Source organism: Serratia sp. CY71090, from assembly GCF_052166845.1.
In the GTDB taxonomy this organism is placed as follows: Bacteria; Pseudomonadota; Gammaproteobacteria; order Enterobacterales; family Enterobacteriaceae; genus Serratia; species Serratia nematodiphila.
Window position 1 is genome coordinate 133,249 of the sequence record NZ_JBJNOA010000005.1, and the last position, 26,276, is coordinate 159,524.

Annotated in this window: 22 protein-coding genes; 18 read left to right on the forward strand and 4 right to left on the reverse strand. The window is 60.5% G+C overall.

Features of this window, described 5'->3' with window-relative positions; all coding sequences use genetic code 11:
- Positions 1–54: 54 nt before the first annotated feature.
- On the forward strand, positions 55–954 hold the full coding sequence (gene nhaR, locus ACJ8OK_RS11500; RefSeq protein ID WP_004932962.1) for a transcriptional activator NhaR: 900 nt from the start codon (positions 55–57) through the stop codon (positions 952–954).
- A 71-nt stretch (positions 955–1,025) separates the two neighbouring features.
- Here the strand turns inward: nhaR and rpsT are convergent, their stop codons facing one another.
- Positions 1,026–1,289, reverse strand: coding sequence for a 30S ribosomal protein S20 (rpsT, locus tag ACJ8OK_RS11505; protein WP_004932960.1), 264 nt, complete (start codon positions 1,287–1,289; stop codon positions 1,026–1,028).
- 390 nt (positions 1,290–1,679) lie between these two features.
- Here rpsT and ribF point away from each other — a divergent pair, with 390 nt between their 5' ends.
- From ribF to ispH, 5 genes are all read left to right on the forward strand, one after another.
- Positions 1,680–2,618, forward strand: coding sequence for a bifunctional riboflavin kinase/FAD synthetase (ribF, locus tag ACJ8OK_RS11510; protein ID WP_060558553.1), 939 nt, complete (start codon positions 1,680–1,682; stop codon positions 2,616–2,618).
- Between the two features lie 156 nt (positions 2,619–2,774).
- On the forward strand, positions 2,775–5,591 hold the full coding sequence (ileS, locus tag ACJ8OK_RS11515; protein ID WP_260953414.1) for an isoleucine--tRNA ligase: 2,817 nt from the start codon (positions 2,775–2,777) through the stop codon (positions 5,589–5,591).
- 13 nt (positions 5,592–5,604) lie between these two features.
- Positions 5,605–6,114, forward strand: a complete 510-nt coding sequence (gene lspA / locus ACJ8OK_RS11520) for a signal peptidase II (protein ID WP_025301524.1) — start codon at positions 5,605–5,607, stop codon at positions 6,112–6,114.
- Position 6,115: 1 nt separating this feature from the next.
- Positions 6,116–6,586 (forward strand): FKBP-type peptidyl-prolyl cis-trans isomerase, encoded by a 471-nt coding sequence (gene fkpB, locus ACJ8OK_RS11525; RefSeq protein ID WP_260953415.1) that lies wholly within the window; start codon positions 6,116–6,118, stop codon positions 6,584–6,586.
- The gene (ispH, locus tag ACJ8OK_RS11530; RefSeq protein ID WP_048326109.1) at positions 6,567–7,520 is read left to right on the forward strand and encodes a 4-hydroxy-3-methylbut-2-enyl diphosphate reductase; all 954 of its coding nucleotides are present in this window, start codon (positions 6,567–6,569) and stop codon (positions 7,518–7,520) included. Before fkpB ends, ispH begins: the two co-directional genes overlap by 20 nt.
- 271 nt (positions 7,521–7,791) lie before the next feature.
- Here ispH and ACJ8OK_RS11535 read toward each other — a convergent pair whose 3' ends face one another.
- Positions 7,792–8,718 (reverse strand): LysR family transcriptional regulator, encoded by a 927-nt coding sequence (locus ACJ8OK_RS11535; RefSeq protein ID WP_004932941.1) that lies wholly within the window; start codon positions 8,716–8,718, stop codon positions 7,792–7,794.
- A 191-nt stretch (positions 8,719–8,909) separates the two neighbouring features.
- On the opposite strand from ACJ8OK_RS11535, the gene pvcA reads away from it, so the two are divergent.
- The 8 genes from pvcA to kefC all read left to right on the forward strand — a co-directional run bounded on the left by pvcA (position 8,910) and on the right by kefC (position 20,642).
- Positions 8,910–9,878 (forward strand): L-tyrosine isonitrile synthase, encoded by a 969-nt coding sequence (pvcA, locus tag ACJ8OK_RS11540; protein ID WP_004932937.1) that lies wholly within the window; start codon positions 8,910–8,912, stop codon positions 9,876–9,878.
- A gap of 96 nt (positions 9,879–9,974) precedes the next feature.
- Positions 9,975–10,838, forward strand: a complete 864-nt coding sequence (locus ACJ8OK_RS11545; protein WP_317522870.1) for a TauD/TfdA dioxygenase family protein — start codon at positions 9,975–9,977, stop codon at positions 10,836–10,838.
- Between the two features lie 24 nt (positions 10,839–10,862).
- Positions 10,863–12,122 carry a glycosyltransferase gene (locus ACJ8OK_RS11550; protein WP_135638769.1) on the forward strand — a complete coding sequence of 420 codons (1,260 nt, stop codon included), beginning with the start codon at positions 10,863–10,865 and terminating at the stop codon, positions 12,120–12,122.
- A 263-nt stretch (positions 12,123–12,385) separates the two neighbouring features.
- Positions 12,386–13,207 (forward strand): 4-hydroxy-tetrahydrodipicolinate reductase, encoded by an 822-nt coding sequence (gene dapB / locus ACJ8OK_RS11555; RefSeq protein WP_033631764.1) that lies wholly within the window; start codon positions 12,386–12,388, stop codon positions 13,205–13,207.
- A gap of 470 nt (positions 13,208–13,677) precedes the next feature.
- Positions 13,678–14,826: a glutamine-hydrolyzing carbamoyl-phosphate synthase small subunit gene (gene carA, locus ACJ8OK_RS11560; protein WP_004932920.1), complete on the forward strand. Its 1,149-nt coding sequence runs from the start codon at positions 13,678–13,680 to the stop codon at positions 14,824–14,826.
- A 16-nt stretch (positions 14,827–14,842) separates the two neighbouring features.
- Positions 14,843–18,067: a carbamoyl-phosphate synthase large subunit gene (gene carB / locus ACJ8OK_RS11565; RefSeq protein WP_033631765.1), complete on the forward strand. Its 3,225-nt coding sequence runs from the start codon at positions 14,843–14,845 to the stop codon at positions 18,065–18,067.
- A 171-nt stretch (positions 18,068–18,238) separates the two neighbouring features.
- Positions 18,239–18,796 (forward strand): glutathione-regulated potassium-efflux system oxidoreductase KefF, encoded by a 558-nt coding sequence (gene kefF / locus ACJ8OK_RS11570; protein ID WP_004932911.1) that lies wholly within the window; start codon positions 18,239–18,241, stop codon positions 18,794–18,796.
- Positions 18,789–20,642: a glutathione-regulated potassium-efflux system protein KefC gene (gene kefC, locus ACJ8OK_RS11575; protein WP_021505358.1), complete on the forward strand. Its 1,854-nt coding sequence runs from the start codon at positions 18,789–18,791 to the stop codon at positions 20,640–20,642. Before kefF ends, kefC begins: the two co-directional genes overlap by 8 nt.
- Positions 20,643–20,677: 35 nt before the next feature.
- Here the strand turns inward: kefC and ACJ8OK_RS11580 are convergent, their stop codons facing one another.
- Positions 20,678–21,292, reverse strand: coding sequence for a LysE family translocator (locus ACJ8OK_RS11580; protein WP_015376619.1), 615 nt, complete (start codon positions 21,290–21,292; stop codon positions 20,678–20,680).
- 128 nt (positions 21,293–21,420) lie between these two features.
- Between ACJ8OK_RS11580 and ACJ8OK_RS11585 the strand changes: the two genes are divergently transcribed.
- The 4 genes from ACJ8OK_RS11585 (at position 21,421) to ACJ8OK_RS11600 (ending at position 25,378) form a co-directional block, all read left to right on the forward strand.
- Positions 21,421–22,221: a threonine/serine ThrE exporter family protein gene (locus ACJ8OK_RS11585; RefSeq protein ID WP_015376620.1), complete on the forward strand. Its 801-nt coding sequence runs from the start codon at positions 21,421–21,423 to the stop codon at positions 22,219–22,221.
- Positions 22,218–22,682, forward strand: a complete 465-nt coding sequence (locus ACJ8OK_RS11590) for a threonine/serine exporter (protein WP_260953418.1) — start codon at positions 22,218–22,220, stop codon at positions 22,680–22,682. Before ACJ8OK_RS11585 ends, ACJ8OK_RS11590 begins: the two co-directional genes overlap by 4 nt.
- 143 nt (positions 22,683–22,825) lie before the next feature.
- Positions 22,826–23,308, forward strand: coding sequence for a type 3 dihydrofolate reductase (gene folA / locus ACJ8OK_RS11595; protein WP_004932893.1), 483 nt, complete (start codon positions 22,826–22,828; stop codon positions 23,306–23,308).
- A 180-nt stretch (positions 23,309–23,488) separates the two neighbouring features.
- The gene (locus ACJ8OK_RS11600; RefSeq protein WP_442530590.1) at positions 23,489–25,378 is read left to right on the forward strand and encodes a PhoX family protein; all 1,890 of its coding nucleotides are present in this window, start codon (positions 23,489–23,491) and stop codon (positions 25,376–25,378) included.
- Between the two features lie 46 nt (positions 25,379–25,424).
- On the opposite strand, the gene apaH is transcribed toward ACJ8OK_RS11600, so the two are convergent.
- Positions 25,425–26,276, reverse strand: coding sequence for a bis(5'-nucleosyl)-tetraphosphatase (symmetrical) ApaH (apaH, locus tag ACJ8OK_RS11605; RefSeq protein WP_442530591.1), 852 nt, complete (start codon positions 26,274–26,276; stop codon positions 25,425–25,427).

Consider the following 26,276-nt stretch of genomic DNA (forward strand, 5'->3'; position numbering starts at 1 on the left):
GCTCGTCACGGCACACCGTTTGCCGCTGCGAAACGTTGTTAAGGAGAGCCGCTCGTGAGGATGTCGCATATCAACTTTAATCACCTTTACTATTTCTGGCAGGTCTGCAAGGCCGGTTCCGTGGTCGGTGCCGCCGAAGCGTTGTTTCTGACGCCGCAGACCATCACCGGCCAGATCAAAGCGCTGGAAGAGCGGTTAGACGGCAAGCTGTTCAAACGCCAGGGGCGCGGGTTGGTGCCTTCGGAGCTGGGGCAGTTGGTGTTCCGCTATGCCGACAAGATGTTTATGCTCAGCCAGGAAATGCTGGATATCGTCAACTACCGCAAAGAGTCCAACCTGTTGTTCGACGTCGGCGTGGCGGACGCGCTGTCGAAGCGGCTGGTCAGCCAGGTATTGGAAACGGCGGTGGTGGTGGACAACGAGCAGATCCACCTGCGTTGCTTTGAATCGACGCACGAGATGCTGCTGGAGCAGCTCAGCCAGCACAAGCTGGATATGATCCTGTCGGATTGCCCGGTGGACTCCAGCCAGCAGGAAGGGCTGTTCTCGCTGAAGCTGGGCGAGTGCGGCATCAGCTTTTTCTGTCGCCAGCCGGCGCCGGAGCTGCCGTTCCCGGCTTGCCTGGAGCAGCGCAAGCTGCTGATCCCCGGCCGTCGTTCGATGCTGGGGCGCAAGCTGCTCAACTGGTTCAATACGCAGGGCATTCAGGTGGAAATTCTGGGCGAGTTCGACGATGCGGCGCTGATGAAGGCCTTTGGCATGTACCACAATGCGATCTTCGTGGCGCCGACGCTGTATGCGCAGGATACCTACAACGATGACAACGTGGTGGAGATTGGGCGCATCGACAGCGTGCAGGAGGAGTATTACATCATCTTCGCCGAGCGCATGATCCAGCATCCGGCGGTGCAGCGCGTCTGCAACAAAGACTTCTCGGCGCTGTTTTCCTGCTAGCGGTTCACTGAACGCAGGACGTAAAAAAACCGGCCTGAGCCGGTTTTTTTATCAAGCAGATAACGAAATGCTTATTGCATTGCGTTGATGCGTGCAGTCAGGTTTGACTTATGACGCGCTGCTTTGTTTTTGTGGATCAGGCCTTTAGCTGCCTGACGGTCCACCAGTGGCTGCATTACCAGGAATGCATTTTGTGCTGCTTCTTTGTCGCCAGCTGCGATAGCTGCGTCTACCTTCTTGATGAAGGTACGCACCATTGAGCGACGGCTTGCGTTATGCTTGCGGCGTTTCTCAGACTGTACGGCGCGTTTCTTAGCTGATTTGATATTAGCCAAGGTCCAACTCCCAAATATATTCTATTGAGGACAATTCAAAGGCCGAGGAATATGCCCTTTTAGCCTTCGTTTGTCAATGGATTTGTGCAAATAAGCGCCGTTTGTACAGGCGGCACTCGCTACGTTGTGATGGCGCAGGATTTTACCAGCTTCGCTCTTGGGAATACAGTGTTTCGCGAGAAAATTCGCCAATGATTTGCCGCGGCGGGCGCAAGCCGTTGGCCGCGGTCGAGAATCGCCCCGGCAGCGCCGGATAAACTGCGGCGAAGCCGTTTCACGCACAGATTATCTCCGGTATGGTATGTCTATTACATAAAGGCACCAATCGCGGGTTAACCTTACCGGCTGTACAAGGTATAATCCGCCGATTTCCACTGTTTTGAGCCAGCTATGGAGCTAATTCGCGGCATTCACAATATCCGGGCGCGCCACCATGGTTGCGTGCTCACCATCGGCAACTTTGACGGCGTACACCGCGGTCATCAGGCGCTGCTGGAGCAGTTGAAGCAACAAGGGCAACGCCTCGGGCTGCCGGTGATGGTCATGATCTTTGAGCCGCAGCCGCTGGAGATGTTCGCCGCAGACAAAGCGCCGGCCCGCTTGACGCGCCTGCGCGACAAGGCCAACTATCTGGCGCAGGCGGGCGTCGATTACCTGCTGTGCGTCAAGTTCGATCCGCGTTTCGCCGCCAACACCGCGCAGGCGTTCGTCGCCGAGCTGCTGGTGGAAAAACTGGGCGTCAAATTCCTGATGGTGGGGGATGATTTTCGCTTTGGCGCCGGGCGTCAGGGCGATTTCCCGCTATTGCAGCAGGCCGGAAAAGAGTACGGCTTCGAGGTGGTCAGCACCCCGACCTTCCGTGAGGGCGAGCGGCGCATCAGCAGCACCGCGATCCGCACCGCGCTGAGCGAGGACGATCTGCCGCTGGCGGAAACCCTGCTGGGCCACCCGTACAGTATTTCCGGGCGCGTGGTGCACGGCGACGAGCTGGGGCGCACCATCGGCTTCCCGACCGCCAATTTGCCGCTCAAGCGTCTGGTGGCGCCGGTGAAAGGAGTGTATGCGGTGGAAGTGTACGGCCTGGGGCCCAAGCCGCTGCCGGGCGTGGCCAATATCGGCACGCGCCCGACCGTCGCCGGCGTGCGCCAGCAGCTGGAAGTGCATCTGCTGGATGTCACAATGGATCTTTACGGGCGCCATATTGAGGTGGTGCTCCGCGCAAAATTGCGCAATGAACAGCGGTTTGCTTCGCTCGATGCCCTGAAGCAGCAAATCGCCAATGATGTGGTGACGGCCCGGAAGTTCTTCGGGTTAAAAACACTGGTTTAATCGTTTACCCTAAACAATTCGAGTTGCATCGCGGCGGCAACCGCGCGAACCCCGATGAGCTTGCACAGGCAAGTGATTCGGGTGAGAAAGGGCGGCCGACAAAGATGCAGCTTGAAGTGTGACGGGTAAATAGCCGAAAACGGAAACGAGAATCTCATGAGTGACTACAAGAATACCCTGAACTTGCCGGAAACAGGGTTCCCGATGCGCGGCGATCTCGCCAAGCGCGAACCTGGCATGCTGCAACGTTGGTATGAACAGGATCTGTACGGGATGATTCGTACTGCCAAAAAGGGCAAAAAAACCTTCATTTTGCATGACGGCCCTCCGTATGCGAACGGCAGCATTCACATTGGTCACTCGGTTAACAAGATTCTCAAAGACATTATCATCAAGTCGAAAGGGATGGCCGGCTTCGACTCGCCTTATGTGCCGGGTTGGGACTGCCACGGCCTGCCGATCGAACTGAAGGTTGAGCAACTGTACGGCAAGCCGGGCGAGAAGCTGACGGCGGCCGAGTTCCGCCAGAAGTGCCGCGAGTACGCGGCCGAGCAGGTTGAAGGCCAGAAGAAGGACTTCATCCGTCTGGGCGTGTTGGGGGACTGGGATCGACCGTACCTGACGATGGACTTCAAAACCGAAGCCAACATCATCCGCGCGCTGGGCAAGATCATCAGCAACGGCCACCTGCTGAAAGGCGCCAAGCCGGTTCACTGGTGCACCGACTGCGGCTCGTCGCTGGCGGAAGCGGAAGTGGAGTACTACGACAAGACTTCGCCGTCGATCGACGTGTCCTTCCATGCGGCCGACGCGGCTGCCGTGGCGGCCAAGTTCGGCGTGAGCCACTTCAACGGCGCCATCTCGCTGGTTATCTGGACCACCACGCCGTGGACCTTGCCGGCCAACCGCGCGATCTCGCTGCACCCGGACTTCACCTATCAACTGGTGCAGGTTGACGGCCAGTGCCTGATCCTGGCGGCCGAACTGGTGGAAAGCGTGATGAAACGCGCCGGCATCACCGAGTGGACGGTGCTGGGCAGCTGCAAAGGCGCCGATCTGGAGCTGCTGCGCTTCAAACACCCGTTCATGGACTTCGACGTGCCGGCGATCCTCGGCGAGCACGTGACGCTGGACGCCGGTACCGGTGCGGTGCATACCGCGCCGGGCCACGGCCCGGACGACTTCGTGATCGGCCAGAAATACGGCCTGGAAGTGGCCAACCCGGTAGGGCCGAACGGCTGCTACCTGACCGGCACCTACCCGCTGCTGGACGGCAAGTTCGTCTTCAAGGCCAACGATCTGATCGTCGATCTGCTGCGTGACAAAGGCGCGCTGCTGCACGTCGAGAAGTTCCTGCACAGTTATCCGTGCTGCTGGCGCCACAAGACGCCGATCATCTTCCGCGCCACGCCGCAATGGTTCATCAGCATGGATCAGAAAGGCCTGCGTCAGCAGTCGCTGGAAGAGATCAAGGGCGTGCAGTGGATCCCGGATTGGGGCCAGGCGCGCATCGAAATGATGGTGGCCAACCGCCCGGACTGGTGCATCTCGCGTCAGCGCACCTGGGGCGTGCCGATGTCGCTGTTCGTGCATAAAGAGACCGAACAGCTGCACCCGCGCAGCGTTGAGCTGATGGAAGAAGTGGCCAAGCGCGTCGAGCAAGACGGCATTCAGGCCTGGTGGGATCTGGACGCGGCCGACATCCTCGGCGCGGAAGCCGCCGACTACGTGAAAGTGCCGGATACGCTGGACGTGTGGTTCGATTCCGGTTCCACCCACGCCTCGGTTGTCGACGTGCGCCCTGAGTTTAACGGCCACGGCGCCGACATGTATCTGGAAGGCTCCGACCAGCATCGCGGCTGGTTCATGTCATCGCTGATGATCTCCACCGCGATGAAGGGCAAAGCGCCTTACAAGGAAGTGCTGACCCACGGCTTCACCGTCGACGGCCAGGGCCGCAAGATGTCCAAGTCGATCGGCAACACCGTCAGTCCGCAGGACGTGATGAACAAGCTGGGCGGCGACATTCTGCGTCTGTGGGTGGCGTCGACCGATTACACCGGCGAGATCGCGGTGTCCGACGAGATCCTCAAGCGTTCCGCCGACGCTTACCGTCGCATCCGCAACACCGCGCGCTTCCTGCTGGCCAACCTGAACGGGTTCGAGCCGAGCACCGATTGCGTGGCGCCGGAAGACATGGTGGTGCTGGATCGCTGGGCGGTCGGCCGCGCGCTGGCGGCGCAGCAGGATATCGAGCAGGCTTACGCCAACTACGATTTCCACGAAGTGGTGCAGCGCCTGATGCAGTTCTGCTCGGTCGAGATGGGCTCCTTCTACCTGGATATCATCAAGGATCGTCAGTACACCGCCAAGAGCGACAGCGTCGCTCGCCGCAGCTGCCAGACCGCGCTGTATCACATCGTCGAAGCGCTGGTGCGCTGGATGGCGCCTATCATGTCGTTCACCGCAGACGAGATCTGGGGCTTCATGCCGGGCAAACGCGCGCAGTACGTGTTCACTGAAGAGTGGTACGACGGTCTGTTCGGGCTGGCGGAAGGCGAGCCGATGAACGACGCTTTCTGGGCTGAGCTGCTGAAAGTGCGCGGTGAAGTGAACAAGGTGCTGGAGCAGGCGCGTGCCGACAAACGCCTCGGCGGTTCGCTGGAAGCGGCGGTGACGCTGTATGCCGACAGCGAGTTGGCGGCGCGTCTGAACAGCCTGCAGGATGAGCTGCGCTTTGTGTTGTTGACCTCTGCGGCAAGCGTTGCGCCATTGGCGGAGGCGCCAGCCGATGCGCAGGCCTCCGAGCTGCTGAAAGGGCTGAAGATCGCCTTCAGCACGGCGCCGGGTGAGAAGTGCCCGCGCTGCTGGCATTACACCACCGATATCGGCCTGGTGGCGGAGCATGCAGACATCTGCGGCCGCTGTGTGAGCAACGTCGCCGGTGACGGCGAGAAGCGTAACTTTGCCTGAGAACTTGCGCCTGATGAGTAAACCAATTTGTTCGACCGGCCTGCGTTGGCTGTGGGTTGTAGTGGCGGTGCTGGCGCTGGATTTCGGCAGCAAACAGTGGATCCTCGCTAACTTTACGCTGGGCCAGTCCCAGCCGTTGATCCCGTCGTTCAACCTGTTTTACGCGCGCAACTACGGCGCCGCGTTCAGCTTCCTGGCCGACCATGGCGGCTGGCAGCGCTGGTTCTTCGCCGGCATCGCCATCGCCATCGTCGCGGTGCTGCTGGTGATGATGTACCGCAGCGCGGCGCAGCAGAAGCTGAACAACATCGCCTACGCCTTTATCATCGGCGGGGCGTTGGGCAACCTGTTCGATCGCCTGTGGCACGGTTTCGTGGTCGATTTCATCGACTTTTACGTCGGTGACTGGCACTACCCGACCTTCAATCTGGCGGACAGCTTTATCTGCGTGGGCGCGGCGATGATCGTGCTGGAAGGTTTCCTGTCGCCGGCGAACAAAGGCGCAAAGAGCAAAGGTGAGTAATATGACGGCTCAGGTTATCAGTGACAGCGCGGTGCTGGTTCACTTTACGCTGAAACTGGAAGACGGTTCGACCGCTGAATCCACCCGCAGCAGCGGCAAACCGGCGCTGTTCCGCCTGGGTGACGGCAGCCTGTCGGTGCCGCTGGAAGAGCAACTGCTCGGCCTGCGCGCGGGCGACAAGCGCGCCTTTACCCTGCAGCCGGAAGCGGCGTTCGGCGCGGAGAACCCGGATCTGGTCCAGTTCTTCTCGCGCCGCGACTTCGCGGAAACCGGCGTGCCGGACGTAGGTACCATCATGCTGTTTACCGCGATTGACGGCAGCGAAATGCCGGGCGTGGTGCGCGCGGTGGCGGAAGATTCGATCACCGTCGATTTCAACCATCCGCTGGCGGGCCATCCGGTGACCTTCGACATCGAAGTGCTGGAAATCGATCCGCAGCAGGAGGAGACGCATGCAAATATTGCTGGCTAACCCGCGCGGCTTCTGCGCCGGGGTTGATCGTGCGATCAGCATCGTGGAACGCGCGCTGGAGCTGTATGGCGCGCCGATCTACGTACGGCATGAAGTGGTGCACAACCGCTACGTGGTCGACAGCCTGCGTGAGCGTGGCGCCGTGTTTATCGAAGAGATCGCCGAAGTGCCGGACGGCTCTATCCTGATCTTTTCGGCGCACGGCGTTTCTCAGGCGGTGCGCGCCGAAGCCAAGGCGCGCGATCTGACCATGCTGTTCGACGCCACCTGTCCGCTGGTGACCAAGGTGCATATGGAAGTGGCGCGCGCCAGCCGCCGCGGCACCGAAGCGATTCTGATCGGCCATGCCGGGCACCCGGAGGTGGAAGGCACCATGGGCCAGTACAGCAATCCGCAGGGCGGCATGTACCTGGTCGAGTCGCCGGATGACGTGTGGAAGCTGCAGGTGAAAGACGAAAACAACCTGTGCTTCATGACGCAGACCACGCTGTCGGTGGATGATACCTCGGACGTGATCGACGCGCTGCGTCAGCGTTTCCCGAATATTATCGGGCCACGTAAGGATGACATTTGCTACGCCACCACCAACCGTCAGGAAGCGGTGCGCAACCTGGCCGGCGATGCGGACGTGGTGCTGGTGGTGGGGTCGAAGAACTCCTCCAACTCTAACCGTCTGGCGGAACTGGCGCAGCGCGTCGGCAAACCGGCTTATCTGATCGATTCGGCGGCGGATATTCAGGAAAGCTGGCTGAGCGAAGCGCGCAATATCGGCGTTACCGCCGGCGCCTCGGCACCGGATGTGCTGGTGCAGGAGGTGATCTCCCGCCTGAAAGCGCTGGGCGGCCTGGACGTGCATGAAATCAGCGGGCGTGAAGAGAACATCGTGTTCGAAGTGCCGAAAGAGCTACGCGTGGACGTCCGTCAGATTGACTGAGGTGCGTGAGTGAATGACAACGGGGAGCTTAGGCTTCCCGTTTTTTTTGGAATGCCAACGGCATCAAAAATAAAATGCTGAGTATATTCAAATTTTCTGCTAACTAAAGTCAAATTTATTCTGCGTATTTGAAATAGCGGTGGTGTCATTAATTATATAGGCTGAATGAAGTCATTAAATAGAATATCATTAGGCTGCAATCTAAATAGGGCCTGGTGTCGTCAACGTGATTACAATAATTACAATAGTAGTCTTGCAGATGTTTCTTATTTTATTCTTGTCGAATCTGTTCTAGGTCGTTTAATCCTTTCTCCTTTAAATAGAGCTTCATATGCTCCAGCAATCGCCGGACTTTTAATGGCTGGATCTCCCGTCGCGGCATAATGGCATAGCAATTAATTTCCGGTAATCGCCAGTCGGGCAATATTTCAATCAGCTCGCCGCTGCGCAACTCTCGCTCGACGTTGGCGAAGAAATTGCGAATGATGCCTTTGCCGGTCAGCGCCAGCTCCTTCATCGCCATGCCGCTGTTGGTGAACAGTCGCCCGGTCATGCGCATGCGGTGCTCGCCGCCGTCGCGATGGATCAGGCGAACAAACTGCGGATTGCCGAGCGGCGTAAAGGTGACCCAATGGTGATGGGTCAGCGCCTGCGGCGAATCCGGCACCCCGTGGTGTGCCAGGTAGGCCGGGGAAGCGCACAGCACTTCGCGGCAGCGCGCCAGCCGCGTTGAGACGTAGCTGGAGTCAGCCAGCGCGCCGCCGCGTATTGCCAGATCGATGCGTTGCGCTATGAGGTCTATTCTCTCATCGTGGATTTCCAACCGCAGCGTGATGCGCGGGTGTTCGTCGAGGAAGCTCTGCAGCGCCGGCACCAGATAATGGGTGGCGAATTCGGTCGAGGTGGCGACGCGCAGTTCACCGACCAGCTCGCCGCGCAGCGCGGCGATCCGCTGTTGCCCGCGCTCGGCGGCGTGGATCATCAGCAGACAATCTTCATAAAAGCACAATCCGGCTTCGGTCAGGCTCAATGAGCGCGTCGATCGCAACAGTAATTGAATGCCCAGATGTTCCTCCAGCTGGCGAATATGCTGGCTGACGGCCGATGTCGTCATGCCCAATTCTTTTGCCGCCATGCTGAATGCGCCACAATCGACCACTTTTGAGAAAATGGCCATGCGTTTTAAAATATTGCTCATAGTTTGTTAAGCACAACTTAACCTAGATTGTGATTTATACGGGCTAATAATATAGCACCATCTTTCCTATATTGCCTGAAGCATATAAACGACGGGCTGATTATTATTTTGCATGCGCTTTATCTCTTTTTGATAAATCTTATTGCGCTTGCCAATAATACACCCGCGCCACATCGCAACAGGAGCTCATTGTGGATAGCGCACAGAAAAAAGAAGAAATAGCATTAAAAATCCTACGTGAATTATTGCAATATCGACGTCGCCTCATCGCCGACGATGCTTCTCTGGCTGAAGAAGAGCGGCAGGTCACTCAGGTGCAATTGCCGCGCATTCGGGCATTCATTGAAAACGACCAGCGCATCGAATTCGTGCTGCCGGCTTTTCCGACCAAGTCACCCAACGCCAATAAGGTGATAGGCGCGGTGCCGGACATGGCGGAGCGGCTGTCGCTGATCTTCCTCAACTCGCTGTGCCAGCGCATTCAACTCTATTACCCGCCGGGCGCGCATATCGTTATCTGTTCCGACGGCCACGTGTTCGGCGATCTGATCCGCGTCAGCGACGAAGCGATCAACCATTATCAACGTGAGATTGAAAGCCTGCTGCATGAAGTAGGCGCAACCCACCTGAGCGTGTTCAACCTCGGCGATGTCAAAGGCCTGGCGGAGCATACCGATGACTACGATCTGCTGCGCCGGCTGTTGGTGGACGGCTATGCCGAATCGGAAGAGGCGATCAAGCGCCAGCTGATGCAGGACGAGCAGGGATTAATGCTGTATCGCGCCATCACGCGCTTCTTGTATGAAGACAGCCTCCTGCCGGGCTACAGCGGTTCCAACGCCGCGCTGCAAAAAGACGCCAAACGGCGCGCCTGCGGCGTTATCCAGCGCAGCTGGGCCTGGGGTAACCTGCTGGCCCAGCATTTCCCGGCGGCGATCCGCCTGTCGATTCACCCGCAGCCGGCCGACAGCCTGAAGATAGGCATCCACATGATGCCGACCAAAGACGACTGGCTGACGCCGTGGCATGGCGTGGCAGCCAACGTGAACGGCCAGTTCGTGCTGATGAAGCGTAAAGATGCGCAGAGCCTGGACGGCGAATTGGTGGAGATCCGCGGCACGCCGAGCCATTACCTGATCGAACAACCGCAGATGGCCTGAGGCCGTTGCAGGCTTTTGCGCCCGAAATCCTGGCGGACGCGTTTTTGACGGCACGTTGCCGTGTGAGCAGCACATTCGATGCAAGGAGAATCACCGATGAATAACCAACTGCTTAATTGCCATATTCAACCGAATACCCCGTTTGGCGCGATCCTGACGCCGCAGCATCCGGGGCAAAAGATCGGCGAACTGCCGGTGGCAGCGCTGCGGGCGCTGGCGCAGGAGCATCACTTGCTGGTGCTGCGCGGATTCGACTCCGGTTTCAGTGATGGGGAGGTTCTGACGCGCTACGCCGAACAGTGGGGCGAGATCATGATGTGGCCGTTTGGCGCGGTGCTGGACGTGAAGGAACATCCGGACGCCAAGGATCATATTTTCGACAGCAGCTACGTCCCGCTGCATTGGGATGGCATGTATAAGCCGACTATTCCCGAGTTCCAGCTGTTCCACTGCGTGGCGGCGCCGTCGCCGGACGAAGGCGGGTGCACGACCTTCGTCGACACCACGCGCTTGCTGGCCAATGCGGACGAAGCGTTGCTGGATCAGTGGCTGTCGGTCTCGATCACCTACCGCATCAAGCAGGTGGTGCACTACGGCGGTGAAGTCTGTTCGCCGCTGGTGGTGCAGCACCCGAACGGCAGGGGCTTGATCATGCGCTACAATGAACCGCCGACGGAGGGGAAAAAATTCCTCAATCAACATGCGCTGGAATATCACGGCGTGCCGGAACAACAGCAGGAACAGTTCCACCACACTCTGCAGCAGCATCTGTACGATCCGCGTCACTATTATGCCCACCAATGGCAACAGGGCGACGTGGTGGTGGCGGACAACTTCTCGCTGTTGCACGGCCGCGAGGGCTTTACCGCCCGTTCCGCGCGTCATTTGCAGCGCGTGCATATTCAAAGCAATCCGGTGTGCGCCAATCTGGCGCTGAAGCCGGCCAACGCAGAAGCGTAAAGGAGCATTATGGCAAGGATATTGATGGCGGCGGTCGCCACTCCGGGGCACGTTTACCCGATGTTGGCCATCGCTCGCCACCTGATTGCCCAAGGGCATCAGGTGCGGGTGATGACCGGCGCGCTGTTCCGCGAACGCGCCGAGGCGGTGGGCGCGAGCTTCGTGCCGTTCGACGCGCAGGTGGACTTCGATTACCGTCACCTGGAGCAGCACTTCCCCGAGCGCGCCGCGCTGCCGCCGGGCAATGCACAGATGGCGCTGGCGCTGAAAGATTTCTTCGCCGCGCCGATCCCGCTGTTGGATCGTCATCTGCGTGCGGCCATCGCCGCCGAAAAGACCGATCTGCTGATGGTGGAGAACTGCTTCTACGGCGTGTTGCCGCTGCTGCAGTCCGCCGAACGGCCGCCGGTCTTCGGTATCGGGGTCACGCCGCTGTCGTATTCCTCGCGCGACGCCATTTTCTATGGCCCGCGCATCCCGCCGGCGCTGCTGCCGCAGGCGCTGACCCGTGAGCAGCTGGTGGATGAAGAAACGCGCGTGCTGCTCGATGAGGTGCAGCAGAGCTTCGATGTGGCGCTGGTGCAGGCGGGGGGACGGGCGCTGGATCGCCCGTTCACCGATGCGTTGATCGGCGGCTGCGAGCGTTTCCTGCAGTTGGCCACCACGGCGCTGGAATATGAGCGCGACGACCTGCCGAGCGGCGTGCGCTTCGTCGGGCCGCTGCGCAGCGGTGGTCAACCGGCCGCGGAAGAGGCGCTGTGGGAGGAGGACGATCGTCGGCCGTTGGTGATCGTGTCTCAGGGCACGCTGGCCAATGTCGATCTGCATCAGCTGATCGTGCCGACGCTGCAGGCGCTGGCGCATCTGCCGGTGCGGGTGTTGGCCACCACCGGCGGGCGGGCGACCGAAGGGCTGATGGACGCGCTGCCGGCCAATGCCAGAGTGCGGGAGTTTATCTCCTTCGAACGCTGGTTGCCGGAGACGGCGCTGCTGATCACTAACGGCGGTTACGGCTCGATCAACTATGCGCTGAACAGCGGCGTGCCGCTGATCGTCGCCGGCACCGGCGAAGACAAACTGGAGGCGGCCGCGCGCGTGGTCGCCGCCGGCTGCGGCATCAGCCTGCACACCAGCACGCCAAGCCCTGAACAGATCCTGGCGGCGGCGACGCGCATTCTGCAGCAGCCGATCTATCGCCAGCGCGCGGCACTGGTGCGTGAGGACTATGCCCGCCACGATGCGCTGACGGCGATCGCCAACGAAGTGGCCGCCATTACCGCCTGACCTCGCTGTGATCCTTTCTCCAGGCGCCGTTTTCGGCGCCTTTTTTCTGCATTTTTTTGCCATGGAAACTGCATGATTATGTACAATCGTCGCAGGCCGCCAAATCGGTTGAATGTTAATCTCACGACAGCGCCGCTGATGAAAACGGGGGAATATCATAATTTTCTAATTATGAAATGAATCCTCTGGCGGCGCTGCAGCGGGGCAGTTACCCTGAATCGATAGCCTAATGGGATAGGCGTCAAATCAAGAAGAGAGCAAGCATGAGTGATTCACAAATCCGCATTGCGATTGCGGGCGCCGGCGGCCGGATGGGCCGCCAGTTGATCCAGGCGGTGCAGCAGGCGGAAGGCGTGGTGTTGGGCGCGGCGCTGTCGCGCCCGGGTTCAAGCCTGATCGGCGTCGACGCCGGCGAGCTGGCGGGCATTGGCGCGCTGGGCGTTAAGGTAAGCGACAGCCTGGAGAAAGTGGCGAGCGAGTTCGACATTTTGATCGACTTCACCCGCCCGGAAAGCACCCGGAACTACCTGGATTTTTGCGTGGCGCACCACAAGGCGATGGTGATTGGCACCACCGGCTTCGATGACGCCGGCAAGCAGGCGATCCGCGCTGCGGCGCAGCATATCGGCATCGTGTTCGCCGCCAACTTCAGCGTCGGCGTCAACCTGGTGCTGAAACTGCTGGAGAAGGCCGCGCAGGTGATGGGCGACTATACCGATATCGAAATCGTCGAGGCGCACCACCGCCACAAAGTGGATGCGCCGTCGGGCACGGCGTTGGCGATGGGCGAAGCGATCGCCGGCGCGCTGGGGCGCGATCTGAAAAGCTGTGCGGTCTATGCGCGCGAAGGCCATACCGGCGAACGCGATCCCCAAAGCATCGGCTTTGCCACCATTCGCGCCGGCGACATCGTCGGCGAGCACACCGCAATGTTCGCCGACATCGGTGAACGGGTGGAAATTACCCATAAGGCTTCCAGCCGTATGACTTTTGCCAGCGGTGCGGTGCGCGCGGCTTCCTGGCTGCATAACCGGGATAAAGGTTTATTTGATATGCGCGACGTGTTGAATTTGGACCAGTTATAATTGATTTGCATACCATCGTGATGTGGTTGTATTGATCATAATGCTATGATAATCGGGCAATAATTTTATTGTCCTTTTTTTTAACATGATAAATATCGTGTTGATTTTATTTCATTACCAAAGCTGTCATTTATCTGTGTTTACTTTGCTAATCATCTCCTTTTTTTCCACCCTCGGCTTTTTTAGCGTCTTTTTTGTCCCATTCCGGCGCTATTTTCCGTCATTCTTCCCCGCAACCGTTTTCCAGCCCCGGTTTTCTGTGTTTTTATCGGCGCTCAAGCCGCATGAGCGCCGAGAACTGCAAAAATAAAACAAAAAACGGCAGTTTGGGTAGACAAGCCAGGCACTCATCATTAAAATGCGCCCAATTTGCCAAAAATTGGCCTCGCGGACGGTTTTTGCATTGATTTAGATCGCGATATCTGAATTAATATGCAAATATTGTGATTGATTATTCCTTGGAGGGTGTTTTGATAAAGTCAGCGCTATTGGTTCTGGAAGACGGAACCCAATTCCACGGTCGGGCCATCGGGGCAGAGGGAACGGCAGTGGGGGAAGTGGTCTTCAATACGTCGATGACCGGTTATCAAGAAATCCTCACTGATCCTTCCTATTCCCGCCAGATCGTTACTCTTACTTATCCTCATATCGGCAATGTCGGCACCAATGCTTCCGACGAAGAATCCTCCGCAGTACACGCCCAAGGCCTCGTCATTCGCGACCTCCCGCTGATCGCCAGCAACTACCGCAACGAAGAAAGCCTGTCCGACTACCTCAAGCGTCACAACATCGTGGCGATCGCCGATATCGATACCCGCAAATTGACCCGCCTGCTGCGCGAGAAGGGCGCCCAGAACGGCTGCATCATCGCCGCCGATTCGCCGGACGCCGCGCTGGCCCTGGCCAAGGCGCAAGGTTTCCCGGGGTTGAAGGGCATGGATCTGGCGAAAGAGGTCACCACCCAAGAGGCCTACAGCTGGCAGCAAGGCAGCTGGACGCTTGAAGGCGACCTGCCCGAAGCCAAAACCGCCGCGGAACTGCCGTTCCACGTGGTGGCTTACGACTACGGCGCCAAGCGCAACATCCTGCGCATGCTGGTGGATCGCGGCTGCCGCCTGACCGTGGTGCCGGCGCAGACCCCGGCCGACGAGGTGCTGAAAATGAATCCGGACGGCATCTTCCTGTCCAACGGCCCGGGCGATCCGGAGCCGTGCGACTACGCCATCACCGCCATCAAACAGTTCCTGGAAACCGACATTCCGGTGTTCGGCATCTGCCTGGGCCACCAGCTGCTGGCGCTGGCCAGCGGGGCGAAAACCATGAAGATGAAGCTCGGCCACCACGGCGGCAACCACCCGGTGAAGGATCTGGACAACAACACCGTGATGATCACCGCGCAGAACCACGGCTTTGCGGTAGATGAGAACAATCTGCCGGCGAACCTGCGCGTGACGCACAAATCGCTGTTCGACCACACGGTGCAGGGCATTCACCGCACCGACAAAGCGGCGTTCAGCTTCCAGGGGCACCCGGAAGCCAGCCCAGGCCCGCACGATGCCGCGCCGCTGTTCGATCACTTTATCGAACTGATTGAGACTTACCGTTCTAACGCCAAATAATCAGGAGCAGTAAAAAATGCCAAAACGTACAGACATAAAAAGCATCCTGATCCTCGGCGCTGGCCCGATCGTTATCGGCCAGGCGTGTGAGTTCGACTACTCGGGTGCCCAGGCGTGTAAAGCGCTGCGCGAAGAGGGTTACCGCGTCATTCTGGTCAACTCCAACCCGGCGACCATCATGACCGACCCAGAAATGGCCGACGCCACCTACATCGAGCCGATCCACTGGGAAGTGGTGCGCAAGATCATCGAAAAAGAGCGCCCGGATGCGGTGCTGCCGACCATGGGCGGCCAGACGGCGCTGAACTGCGCGCTGGAACTGGAGCGTCAGGGCGTGCTGGCCGAGTTCGGCGTTACTATGATCGGCGCCACCGCCGATGCGATTGACAAGGCCGAAGACCGTCGCCGTTTCGACGTGGCGATGAAGAAAATCGGTTTGGATACCGCGCGTTCCGGCATCGCGCACACCATGGAAGAAGCGCTGGCGGTGGCCGCTGACGTCGGTTTCCCGTGCATCATCCGTCCTTCCTTTACCATGGGCGGCACCGGCGGCGGCATCGCCTACAACCGCGAAGAGTTCGAAGAAATCTGCGAACGCGGCCTGGATCTGTCGCCGACCAACGAGCTGCTGATCGATGAATCGCTGATCGGTTGGAAAGAGTACGAGATGGAAGTGGTGCGTGATAAGAACGACAACTGCATCATCGTCTGCTCCATCGAAAACTTCGACGCCATGGGCATCCACACCGGCGACTCGATCACCGTCGCGCCGGCCCAGACCCTGACCGACAAGGAATACCAAATCATGCGCAACGCCTCGATGGCGGTGCTGCGTGAGATCGGCGTCGAAACCGGCGGCTCCAACGTGCAGTTCTCGGTCAACCCGAAAACCGGCCGCCTGATCGTTATCGAAATGAACCCGCGCGTGTCGCGCTCTTCGGCGCTGGCGTCGAAAGCCACCGGCTTCCCGATCGCCAAGATCGCCGCCAAGCTGGCGGTGGGCTACACCCTCGATGAGCTGATGAACGACATCACCGGCGGCCGCACCCCGGCGTCGTTCGAACCGTCCATCGACTACGTCGTGACCAAGATCCCGCGCTTCAACTTCGAGAAGTTCGCCGGCGCCAACGATCGCCTGACCACCCAGATGAAGTCGGTCGGCGAAGTGATGGCCATCGGCCGCACCCAGCAGGAATCGCTGCAAAAAGCGCTGCGCGGTCTGGAAGTGGGCGCCACCGGCTTCGATCCGAAAGTGAGCCTGGACGATCCGGAAGCGCTGACCAAAATCCGCCGCGAGCTGAAAGACGCCGGTTCCGACCGCATCTGGTACATCGCCGACGCCTTCCGCGCCGGTTTGTCGGTAGACGGCGTGTTCAACCTGACCAACGTCGACCGTTGGTTCCTGGTGCAGATTGAAGAGCTGGTGCGCCTGGAAGAGCAGGTGGCCGAGGCGGGCATCAACGGCCTGAACAAAGAGTTCCTGCGCACTCTGAAGCGCAAAGGCTTCGCCGATGCGCGTCTGGCCAAGCTGGCCGGCGTCGCCGAGAGCGAAATTCGCAAGCTGCGCCACAGCTACGGTTTGCATCCGGTGTATAAGCGCGTGGATACCTGCGCGGCGGAATTCGCCACCGACACCGCCTATATGTACTCCACCTATGAAGAAGAGTGCGAGTCCAACCCGACCAACGACCGGCCGAAAGTGATGGTGCTGGGCGGCGGGCCGAACCGTATCGGCCAGGGCATCGAGTTTGACTACTGCTGCGTGCACGCTTCGCTGGCGCTGCGTGAAGACGGCTACGAGACCATCATGGTCAACTGTAACCCGGAAACCGTCTCCACCGACTACGACACCTCAGACCGCCTGTACTTTGAGCCGGTAACGCTGGAAGACGTGCTGGAAATCGTGCGCATCGAGAAGCCGAAGGGCGTGATCGTGCAGTATGGCGGCCAGACTCCGCTGAAGCTGGCGCGCGAGCTGGAAGCCGCAGGCGTGCCGGTTATCGGCACCAGTCCGGACGCCATCGACCGCGCCGAAGACCGCGAGCGCTTCCAGCAGGCGGTCAACCGTCTGGGCCTGAAGCAACCGGCCAACGCCACCGTGACCGCCATCGAACAGGCGGTGGAGAAGGCGGCGGCCATCGGCTATCCGCTGGTGGTGCGTCCTTCCTACGTGCTGGGCGGCCGGGCGATGGAAATCGTTTACGACGAAACCGACCTGCGCCGCTACTTCCAGACTGCGGTCAGCGTATCCAACGATGCGCCGGTGCTGCTGGATCGCTTCCTGGACGACGCGGTGGAAGTGGACGTCGATGCTATCTGCGACGGCGAGCGCGTGCTGATTGGCGGCATCATGGAGCACATCGAGCAGGCGGGCGTGCACTCCGGCGACTCCGCGTGTTCGCTGCCGGCGTACACCCTGAGCCAGGAAATTCAGGACGTGATGCGTCGCCAGGTGGAGAAACTGGCGTTCGAGCTGCAGGTGCGCGGCCTGATGAACGTGCAGTTCGCGGTGAAAGACAACGAAGTCTACCTGATTGAAGTCAACCCGCGTGCCGCGCGCACCGTGCCGTTCGTGTCCAAAGCGACCGGCGTGCCGCTGGCCAAAGTGGCCGCGCGCGTGATGGCGGGCAAAACGCTGGTCGAGCAGGGCGTGACCGAAGAGATCATCCCGCCGTACTATTCGGTGAAAGAAGTGGTGCTGCCGTTTAACAAATTCCCGGGCGTCGACCCGATTCTGGGGCCGGAAATGCGCTCTACCGGGGAAGTGATGGGCGTGGGCCGCACCTTCGCGGAAGCCTTCTCCAAAGCGATGCTGGGCAGCAACTCGGGCATGAAGAAGCAGGGCCGCGCGCTGCTGTCGGTGCGCGAAGGCGATAAAGCCCGCGTGGTCGATTTGGCCGCCAGCCTGCTGAAGCAGGGCTTCGAGCTGGACGCCACCCACGGCACCGCGGTGGTGCTGGGCGAAGCGGGCATCAACCCGCGCCTGGTCAACAAGGTGCACGAAGGGCGTCCGCACATTCAGGACCGTATCAAGAACGGCGAGTACACCTACATCGTCAACACCACGGCAGGCCGTCAGGCGATTGAGGACTCCAAGCTGATTCGCCGCAGCGCACTGCAGTACAAGGTGCACTACGACACCACGCTGAACGGCGGCTTCGCCACCGCGATGGCGCTGAAAGCGGATCCGACCGAGCAGGTGACGTCGGTACAGGAAATGCACGCGCGCATCGGCAAGTAACCGCGCGATAACGCAACGTAAGGGGCGCTGCAGATGCAGCGCCCTTTTTTATTCAGCGAATTTGTCGGCTGGCGTTAAAAATTTCCGCTATCAATCAGTGGGCAAACTGTCACTCTGTGTGATTGGTATATGCTTGGTGTATTGGCAAGGAACGAAGGAACGACGATAACAATGATTCTGATAATTTATGCTCACCCGTATCCCCGGCATTCGCATGCCAATCACCGCCTGCTGCAGGCGGTGAAGGATCTCCCCGAGGTGGAGGTGCGCTCGCTGTATGAGCTGTACCCCGATTTCAATATCGACATCAACGCCGAGCAGCGGGCGGTGGAGCGCGCCGACCTGGTGGTGCTGCAACATCCGATGCAGTGGTACAGCTTCCCGCCGTTGTTGAAGCTGTGGATCGACAAAGTGCTGGAGCACGGCTGGGCCTACGGCCACGACGGCAATGCGCTGGTGGGTAAAGACTGCCTGTGGGCAGTGACCAGCGGCGGCGACGAGCACCACTTCGAGCTGGGCGACTTCCCCAACTTCGCCGCGCTGGCGCAGCCGCTACAGGCCACGGCGATCTATTGCGGCATGACCTGGCTGCCTTATTTCGCCGTGCACAATACCTTTACCTGCAACGAGCCGGCGCTGCTCGCCGCCGGCGAAGCCTACCGCCAGCGGCTGGTCGACTACCTGATGGAACATGCCGAAGCGGAAACCCGGGAGGCCAGCCATGGATAATCACCACATGATGATCGAAGGGCTGATCTACCTCGGCTCCGCGGCGCTGTTTGTGCCGATCGCGGTGCGCCTGGGACTGGGCTCGGTGCTCGGTTACCTGATCGCCGGCTGCATCATTGGCCCCTGGGGGCTGAAGCTGGTGTCGGACGCCGAATCGATCCTGACCTTCGCCGAGATCGGCGTGGTGCTGATGCTGTTTATCATCGGCCTGGAGCTGGATCCTAAACGGCTGTGGACGCTGCGTGCCTCGGTGTTCGGCGGCGGCAGCATTCAGATGGTGGGCTGCGGCCTGGCGCTGAGCGCCTTCTGTTACTTCCTTGGCCTTAACTGGAAGGTGGCGTTGCTGATTGGCCTGACGCTGGCGCTCTCATCCACCGCCATTGCCATGCAGGCGATGAGCGAACGCAATCTGACGCCGTCGCCGATCGGCCGCAGCGCGTTTGCGGTGCTGCTGTTCCAGGATATCGCGGCGATCCCGCTGGTGGCGATGATCCCGCTGCTGGCCAGCAGCGGCGCCACCACCACGCTGGGCGCTTTCATGCTGTCGGCGGCCAAGGTGGTGGGCGCGTTGACGATGGTGGTGTTGCTCGGCCGCTACGTCACCCGTCCGCTGCTGCACTTCGTCGCCCGTTCGGGCATGCGCGAAGTGTTCAGCGCCGTGGCGTTGTTCCTGGTGTTCGGCTTCGGCATCCTGCTGGAGATGGCCGGGCTGTCGATGGCGATGGGGGCGTTCCTCGCCGGGGTGCTGTTGGCGAGCTCGGAATACCGCCACGCGCTGGAGAGCGATATTCAGCCGTTCAAGGGGTTGCTGCTGGGGCTGTTCTTCATCGGCGTCGGCATGTCGATCGACTTCGGCACGCTGTTCCATCATCCGTTGCTGATCGCCTCGCTGCTGCTGGGCTTTATGTTGATCAAGGCGGCGTTGCTGTGGCTGATTGGGCCGCTGCTCGGCGTGCCGAAGCGCCAGCGCGGCCTGTTCGCCATTCTGCTGGGGCAGGGCAGTGAGTTCGCCTTCGTGATTTTCAGCGCCGCACAGCTGGCCGGCGTCTTGCCGGTTGAATGGGCCAAGTCGCTGACGCTGGCGGTGGCGCTGTCGATGGCGGCCACTCCGCTGCTGTTGGTGATCGCCGCGCAGCTGGAGAAAAATGCGCCGAAAGAGGATCGCCCGGCTGACGTCATTGATGACGAGAATGCCAGCGTGATCATCGCCGGCTTCGGCCGTTTCGGCCAGATCGCCGGTCGTTTGTTATTGGCCAACGGCGTGCACACCGTGGTACTGGATCACGATCCGGACCATATCGAAACGCTGCGTAAATTCGATACCAAGGTGTTCTACGGCGACGCCACGCGCGCCGATCTGCTGGAGGCCGCCGGCGCCGCTCACGCCAAGGTGCTGATCAACGCCATCGACGACGTGGAGGACAGCCTGGCGTTAACCGAGCTGGCCAGGCAGCACTTCCCGCATCTTAAGGTGGTGGCGCGGGCGCGCGACGTCGATCACTGGTATCAGTTGCGGCAGCTGGGGGTGGAAAAACCGGAGCGCGAAACCTTCGAAAGCTCGCTGCGCGTCGGCCGTGAAACGCTGGAGCTGCTGGGGCTGGACGCCTATGAGGCGCGCGAGAAAGCGGACACGTTCCGTCGCTATAACCTGAAGATGCTGGAAGATACGCTGGATAATTACCAGGATACTGAATTCCGTATCGCCAGCCTGCAGCGGGCCAAGGAGATGCTCAGCGCGGCCATCGAGCAGGATCAGAATCGGCTGGCGCGGGTGCAGCAGACCGGCTGGCGCGGCAGTATCGACGGCAAGGCGCCGGAAGACGAAGTGGTGGAAGCCAAAGGATAAGGGGAGGGGCGCCGTGATGGCGCCCCTTTTTTTGCTTAGCTCAGCGCCACCTTGATGCCTAAGGCGATCAACATGCCGCCCAGCAATTTGTCGACGATCTTCTGCGTCTTTTCCAGCCCGCGGCGCACCGGCCCGCTCTGGATCAAAAATACCAGCAGCGGCCACCAGATGACCGACAGGCCGAGAATAATCCCCGCGTACCACAGTTTGTCACCCAGACCGGAATCGATCTGCAGCACCTGGGTGAAGACCGCCAGGAAGAACAGGGTGGCTTTCGGATTCAGCAGGTTGCACAGGTAGCCTTGCGCAAAGGCGCTCTTCAGGCTGACCTGCTGCTGCGGCAGATTGCTGACGTTCATTTTGCCGCCGCCGCGCGACAGCAGCGCCTGGATGCCGATCCACACCAGATAGACCGCCCCGGCGTATTTCAGCAGGTTGAACAGCCACGGCGTGGTGGTGATCACCACCGCCAGCCCGGCGACGCAGTAGGACATGTGGGTGGCGACGCCGCAGATCACGCCGAAGGCGGTCATCATGGCGGCCAGCCGCGGGTAGCGGGCGGCGTTTTTGATCACCAGGAAAAAATCCGGGCCGGGGGAGAGCATGCCGAGGGCGGCAATGCCGGCGACGAACAACGAAGTTTCAAGCATGGGAGACGTCTCGCGCAAAAGGCAGCAATCTGGCGATAATAACGCCGCTTCCTCTGATGCGCATCAACCCAATGAGGTATTGTTAGGCTCTATGATAATAATTCATCTACCGCCCGCGACGGAGCACCATGCAGCAGACTACCGCCACAGACAGGCCGGAACCGCACCGGCAACAGCGTGAAATCACCCGACTGTGCATTCAATGCGCGTTGCTGCTGTTGCAGCACGGCGCCGAGAGCACGGTGGTGGAACAGTTATCAACTCGCCTGGGACTGGCGCTGGGCATGGACAGCGTGGAAAGCTCGATCTCCGCCAATGCGGTGGTATTGACCACCCTCAGCCACGGTGCCTGTCTGACCACCACCCGTAAGAACGTCGATCGCGGCATCAATATGCAGGTGGTGACCGAAGTGCAGCATATCGTGATCCTCGCCGAGCATCGCCTGGCGGATGCGCACGACGTGGCGCGCCGCTTTGAAAGGATCCGGCCGCTGCGCTACCCGCGCTGGCTGGTGGTATTGATGGTGGGGCTGTCCTGCGGGTGCTTCAGCATGCTCAACGGCGGTGGCGGCGACGCCTTCCTGGTGACCTTTATCGCCAGCGGCACGGCGATGCTGGTGCGCCAAATCCTCACCGCCCGCCAGATGAATCCGCTGATCAATTTCTGCCTGACGGCATTTGTCGCGACGTCGATCTCCGGACTGCTGCTGCGCTTGCCGGCGTTTAAAGACACCTCGAGCGTGGCGATGGCCGCCAGCGTGCTGCTGCTGGTGCCGGGCTTCCCGCTGATCAACGCGGTGGCCGACATGTTCAAGGGGCATGTGAATACCGGGCTGGCGCGCTGGGCGATGGCCAGCCTGCTGACGCTGGCGACCTGTATCGGGGTAGTGATGGCGATGTCGCTGTGGGATCTGCGGGGGTGGTCATGAATCTGTTGTGGGCCTTGTTGCAGGAGATGCTGTTGGCGGCGGTGCCGGCGCTGGGCTTCGCCATGGTGTTTAACGTGCCGCTGCGTGCGCTGCGCTATTGCGCATTGCTCGGGGCTATCGGGCGCGGTTCGCGCATGCTGATGATGCATGCCGGCATGAACATCGAGTGGGCCTCGCTGCTGGCGGCGATCCTGATTGGCGTCATCGGCATCTACTGGTCGCGCTGGCTGCTGGCGCACCCGAAAGTGTTCACCGTGGCGGCGGTGATCCCGATGTTCCCCGGCATTTCCGCCTATACCGCGATGATAACTGTGGTGGAGATCTCGCATCTGGGCTACAGCGAGGCCCTGATGGAGACCATGATCACCAACTTCCTTAAGGCCAGTTTCATCGTCGGCGCGTTGTCGATCGGCCTGTCGTTACCGGGCCTGTGGCTGTACCGCAAACGCCCCGGCGTGTGAAATTTCCCGGCGGAAGAACGTTGGTTATTAGATATGCTGATAAGAGCTATCTTATATATTCATCTTGCTTGATTAGCCTATCGACGGCACTCAGGCCTTTACGTATAGTGTCACCAATTTTGCTGCCTACACAGGGTTAAACAATGATTATCAGCCTGATCGCTGCCTTGGCGGCGGATCGCGTTATTGGCATGGAAAACGCCATGCCGTGGCACCTGCCGGCGGACCTTGCGTGGTTTAAACGCAACACGTTGAATAAGCCGGTTATTATGGGCCGCAAGACCTTCGAGTCCATCGGCCGCCCGCTGCCGGGCCGCCACAATATCGTTTTGAGCAGCCGCCCGGGCAGCGAAGCCGGGGTGACCTGGGTAACCTCGCTGGATGAGGCGCTGGCCGCCGCGGGCGAGGTGGAAGAAGTAATGGTGATCGGCGGTGGGCGCATCTATACCCAGTTGCTGCCGCGCGCCGACCGTCTGTACCTGACGCACATCGACGCCGAAGTCGGCGGCGATACCCACTTCCCGGATTACGAGCCGGACGAGTGGGAAACCACGTTCAGCGAATTCCACGATGCCGACAATCTGAACTCGCACAGCTACTGTTTCGAAATCCTGCAGCGCCGCTGATCTCAGCGCGTTAGCCAGTTATCCCCGGGGGCGCAAGCAATTGCGCCCCCGGTCTTTTTACGCCGGTCATTCGTAACCTTTCCGTCACATTACCTGATTAGTATGAAGCCCAACTCCGAGCGCCACGGCAACTCTGGTGAATCTTGACCGCGGCGCCATAACTAAAAAGGTAACCACGTTATGACCAAGCAAATTGAGCAATTAGACGCCGACCGCCTGATCGATCCCACTCGCCGCAAGCTGTTGCTCGGCAGCGCCGGCGCCGTCGGCCTGGCCGGCTTTCTCGGCGGCGGTATCTGGTCGGTCTCCGCCGAGGCGTTGGCCGAGGATCTGCCGCCGAACAGGCTGCTGGGCTTTCAGGGCATCGCCGCATCTACCGCCGACAAGGTGACCATCGCGCCGGGCTACCGCGCGGAGGTGCTGATCTCTTGGGGCGAGCCGCTGGTGGACGGCGCGCCGGCCTTCGATCCGCAGGGCAACAACAGCGCCGCCGATCAGGAAAAACAGTTTGGCGACAACAATGACGGCATGAGCTTCTTCCCTATCGATGACAATCACGGCGTGATGGCCATCAATAACGAATACGTCAACGAACAGTATCTGTTCGCCCACGGCGGCGCCAAAGCCACCAGCCTGGAAGAGGTGCGCAAGTCACAGGCGGCGCACGGCGTCTCCATTGTGGCGGTCAAGCGTATCGGCGACGGCCAGCGCTGGGAGGTGGAACGCCCGTCGCGCTATAACCGCCGCATCACCGCCAACAGCGAGATGCAATTCAGCGGCCCGGCCGCCGGACATCCGCTGTTGCAGACCGCCGCCGATCCGAGCGGCCGCAAGGTGCTGGGCACCTTCGGCAACTGCGCCAACGGCAAGACGCCGTGGGGGACCTATCTGACCTGCGAGGAAAACTTCGATACCTATTTCGGTACCCGTCAGGCCGATTATCGCACCACGCCGGAACAGAAGCGCTACACGCTGAAGGCCAGCGAACCGGAGCGCAACTGGCCGGACTATGACGAGCGCTTTGATGTGGCGAAGAACCCTAACGAATTCAACCGCCACGGCTGGATCGTCGAGATCGATCCGTTGAATCCGACCTCGACGCCCATCAAGCACACCGCGCTCGGCCGCTTCAAACATGAAAACGCGGCGGTGACCGTGGCCAAAGACGGCCGCCTGGTGGTGTACATGGGCGACGACGAGCGCGGCGAACATATCTATAAGTACGTCTCCAAAGGCGTGGTCGACGCCGCCAATCCGGCCAACAATCGCACGCTGCTGGACGAGGGGACGCTGTACGTGGCGCAGTTCGACGGCGATGAGGCCGGCACGCCGCTGAAGGGCAAAGGGCGCTGGATTGCGCTCGAGTTCGGCAAGAACGGCCTGACGCCGGAGAACGGCTTCCGCGACGAGGCCGAAGTGCTGATCTTCGCCCGCAAGGCGGCGCAGCAGGTCGGCGCCACCAAAATGGATCGCCCGGAGTGGATCGCGGTGAACCCGCATGACGGCCGCGCGTACTGTACGCTGACCAACAACAGCAAGCGCGGTGAGGAAGGGATGCCGCTGAACGCCGCCAACCCGCGGCCTAACAATATCTATGGCCAAATCATTCGCTGGGACGAGGGCGGCGACGCCACCGCCGACGTCTTCGCCTGGGACATCTATGCGCTGTGCGGCAACCCGATCGCCCACCCTGAAGGCGTCAACCGCGGCACGCCGAACATCACGGCGGAAAATACCTTCAACAGCCCGGACGGGCTGGGCTTCGATCGCGCCGGCCGCCTGTGGATCCTCACCGACGGCAAGTACAGCAACAAGGGCGATTATGTCGGGCAGGGCAACAACCAGATGCTGGTGGGCGATCCGGTCAGCGGCGAGATCCGCCGTTTCATGGTGGGGCCGAAGTCCTGCGAACTGACCGGCATCACCTTCACCCCGGACTACAAGACGATGTTCGTCAACGTACAGCATCCCGGAGAAGAGGGCGATTCGCACTTCCCGAACAACAGCCCGCGCCCGCGTTCATCGGTATTGATGATCACGCGTGAAGATGGCGGGGTGATTGGGGCGTAAGGCGATAAAGTGGAACAAAGGCGGCCACGGGGCCGCCTTTGTATTTTCAGGATGCGGCCAGTCTGCCGGCGTGGCCAGGCGCCTCGCCGCGATTGGCGGGCTGCGTGAAGTAACGGCGGTCTTCCCAGCGCAGCATCGTCAGGTCGCCGCCCCAGCAGCAGCCGGTATCCAGCCCGATCACGCCTTCCGGCGTGCCCTTGCCTTCGAGTGAGGCCCAGTGGCCGAAGATGATGGTGTATTCCGGATCCACCAGGCGCGGCAGTTCGAACCACGGCTTCAGCGGCGCCGGCGCGCTGCCCGGCGCATCTTTGCAGATCATGTCGAGCTGGCCGTTGGGGAAGCAGTAGCGCATGCGCGTGAACGCATTGGTGCTGAAACGCAGGCGAGCCAGGCCGCTCAACTCCGGCGCCCAGTTGTTCGGCATGTCGCCGTACATGGCGTCGAGGAACAGCGGATAGCTGTCGCTGCTCAATACCGCTTCCACTTCGCGCGCGCACATTTTCGCGGTGTCGATATCCCACTGCGGGGTGATGCCGGCGTGCGCCATCACCAGCTTTTGCTCATCATCCACCTGCAGCACCGGTTGGCGGCGCAGCCAGTTGATCAGCTCGTCGGCGTCAGGCGCCTCCAGCAGCGGGGTGATGCGATCTTTGGGTTTGTTGCGGCTGATGCCGGCGTAGACCGCCAGCAGGTGCAGATCGTGGTTGCCCAGCACCATGCGCACCGCCGGACCGAGCGAACGCACGTAGCGCAGCACGCCCAGCGAGGCGGGGCCGCGCGCCACCAGATCGCCGGTCAGCCACAGTTGATCGCGCTCGGGATCGAACGCAACCTGAGCCAGCAGCGACTTCAGTTCATCGAAACAGCCGTGAACGTCGCCGATAAGGTATGTCGACAT

What these genes read in the sequence shown, in the direction of transcription:
- ribF (WP_060558553.1), top strand. Translation starts at nt 1,680, where the DNA reads ATGGAGCTAATTCGCGGCATTCACAATATCCGGGCGCGCCACCATGGT.
- ileS (WP_260953414.1), top strand. Translation starts at nt 2,775, where the DNA reads ATGAGTGACTACAAGAATACCCTGAACTTGCCGGAAACAGGGTTCCCG.
- lspA (WP_025301524.1), top strand. Translation starts at nt 5,605, where the DNA reads ATGAGTAAACCAATTTGTTCGACCGGCCTGCGTTGGCTGTGGGTTGTA.
- fkpB (WP_260953415.1), top strand. Translation starts at nt 6,116, where the DNA reads ATGACGGCTCAGGTTATCAGTGACAGCGCGGTGCTGGTTCACTTTACG.
- ispH (WP_048326109.1), top strand. Translation starts at nt 6,567, where the DNA reads ATGCAAATATTGCTGGCTAACCCGCGCGGCTTCTGCGCCGGGGTTGAT.
- ACJ8OK_RS11535 (WP_004932941.1), bottom strand. Translation starts at nt 8,718, where the DNA reads ATGAGCAATATTTTAAAACGCATGGCCATTTTCTCAAAAGTGGTCGAT.
- ACJ8OK_RS11545 (WP_317522870.1), top strand. Translation starts at nt 9,975, where the DNA reads ATGAATAACCAACTGCTTAATTGCCATATTCAACCGAATACCCCGTTT.
- ACJ8OK_RS11550 (WP_135638769.1), top strand. Translation starts at nt 10,863, where the DNA reads ATGGCGGCGGTCGCCACTCCGGGGCACGTTTACCCGATGTTGGCCATC.
- dapB (WP_033631764.1), top strand. Translation starts at nt 12,386, where the DNA reads ATGAGTGATTCACAAATCCGCATTGCGATTGCGGGCGCCGGCGGCCGG.
- carB (WP_033631765.1), top strand. Translation starts at nt 14,843, where the DNA reads ATGCCAAAACGTACAGACATAAAAAGCATCCTGATCCTCGGCGCTGGC.
- kefF (WP_004932911.1), top strand. Translation starts at nt 18,239, where the DNA reads ATGATTCTGATAATTTATGCTCACCCGTATCCCCGGCATTCGCATGCC.
- kefC (WP_021505358.1), top strand. Translation starts at nt 18,789, where the DNA reads ATGGATAATCACCACATGATGATCGAAGGGCTGATCTACCTCGGCTCC.
- ACJ8OK_RS11580 (WP_015376619.1), bottom strand. Translation starts at nt 21,292, where the DNA reads ATGCTTGAAACTTCGTTGTTCGTCGCCGGCATTGCCGCCCTCGGCATG.
- ACJ8OK_RS11585 (WP_015376620.1), top strand. Translation starts at nt 21,421, where the DNA reads ATGCAGCAGACTACCGCCACAGACAGGCCGGAACCGCACCGGCAACAG.
- ACJ8OK_RS11590 (WP_260953418.1), top strand. Translation starts at nt 22,218, where the DNA reads ATGAATCTGTTGTGGGCCTTGTTGCAGGAGATGCTGTTGGCGGCGGTG.
- folA (WP_004932893.1), top strand. Translation starts at nt 22,826, where the DNA reads ATGATTATCAGCCTGATCGCTGCCTTGGCGGCGGATCGCGTTATTGGC.
- ACJ8OK_RS11600 (WP_442530590.1), top strand. Translation starts at nt 23,489, where the DNA reads ATGACCAAGCAAATTGAGCAATTAGACGCCGACCGCCTGATCGATCCC.
- apaH (WP_442530591.1), bottom strand. Translation starts at nt 26,276, where the DNA reads ATGTCGACATACCTTATCGGCGACGTTCACGGCTGTTTCGATGAACTG.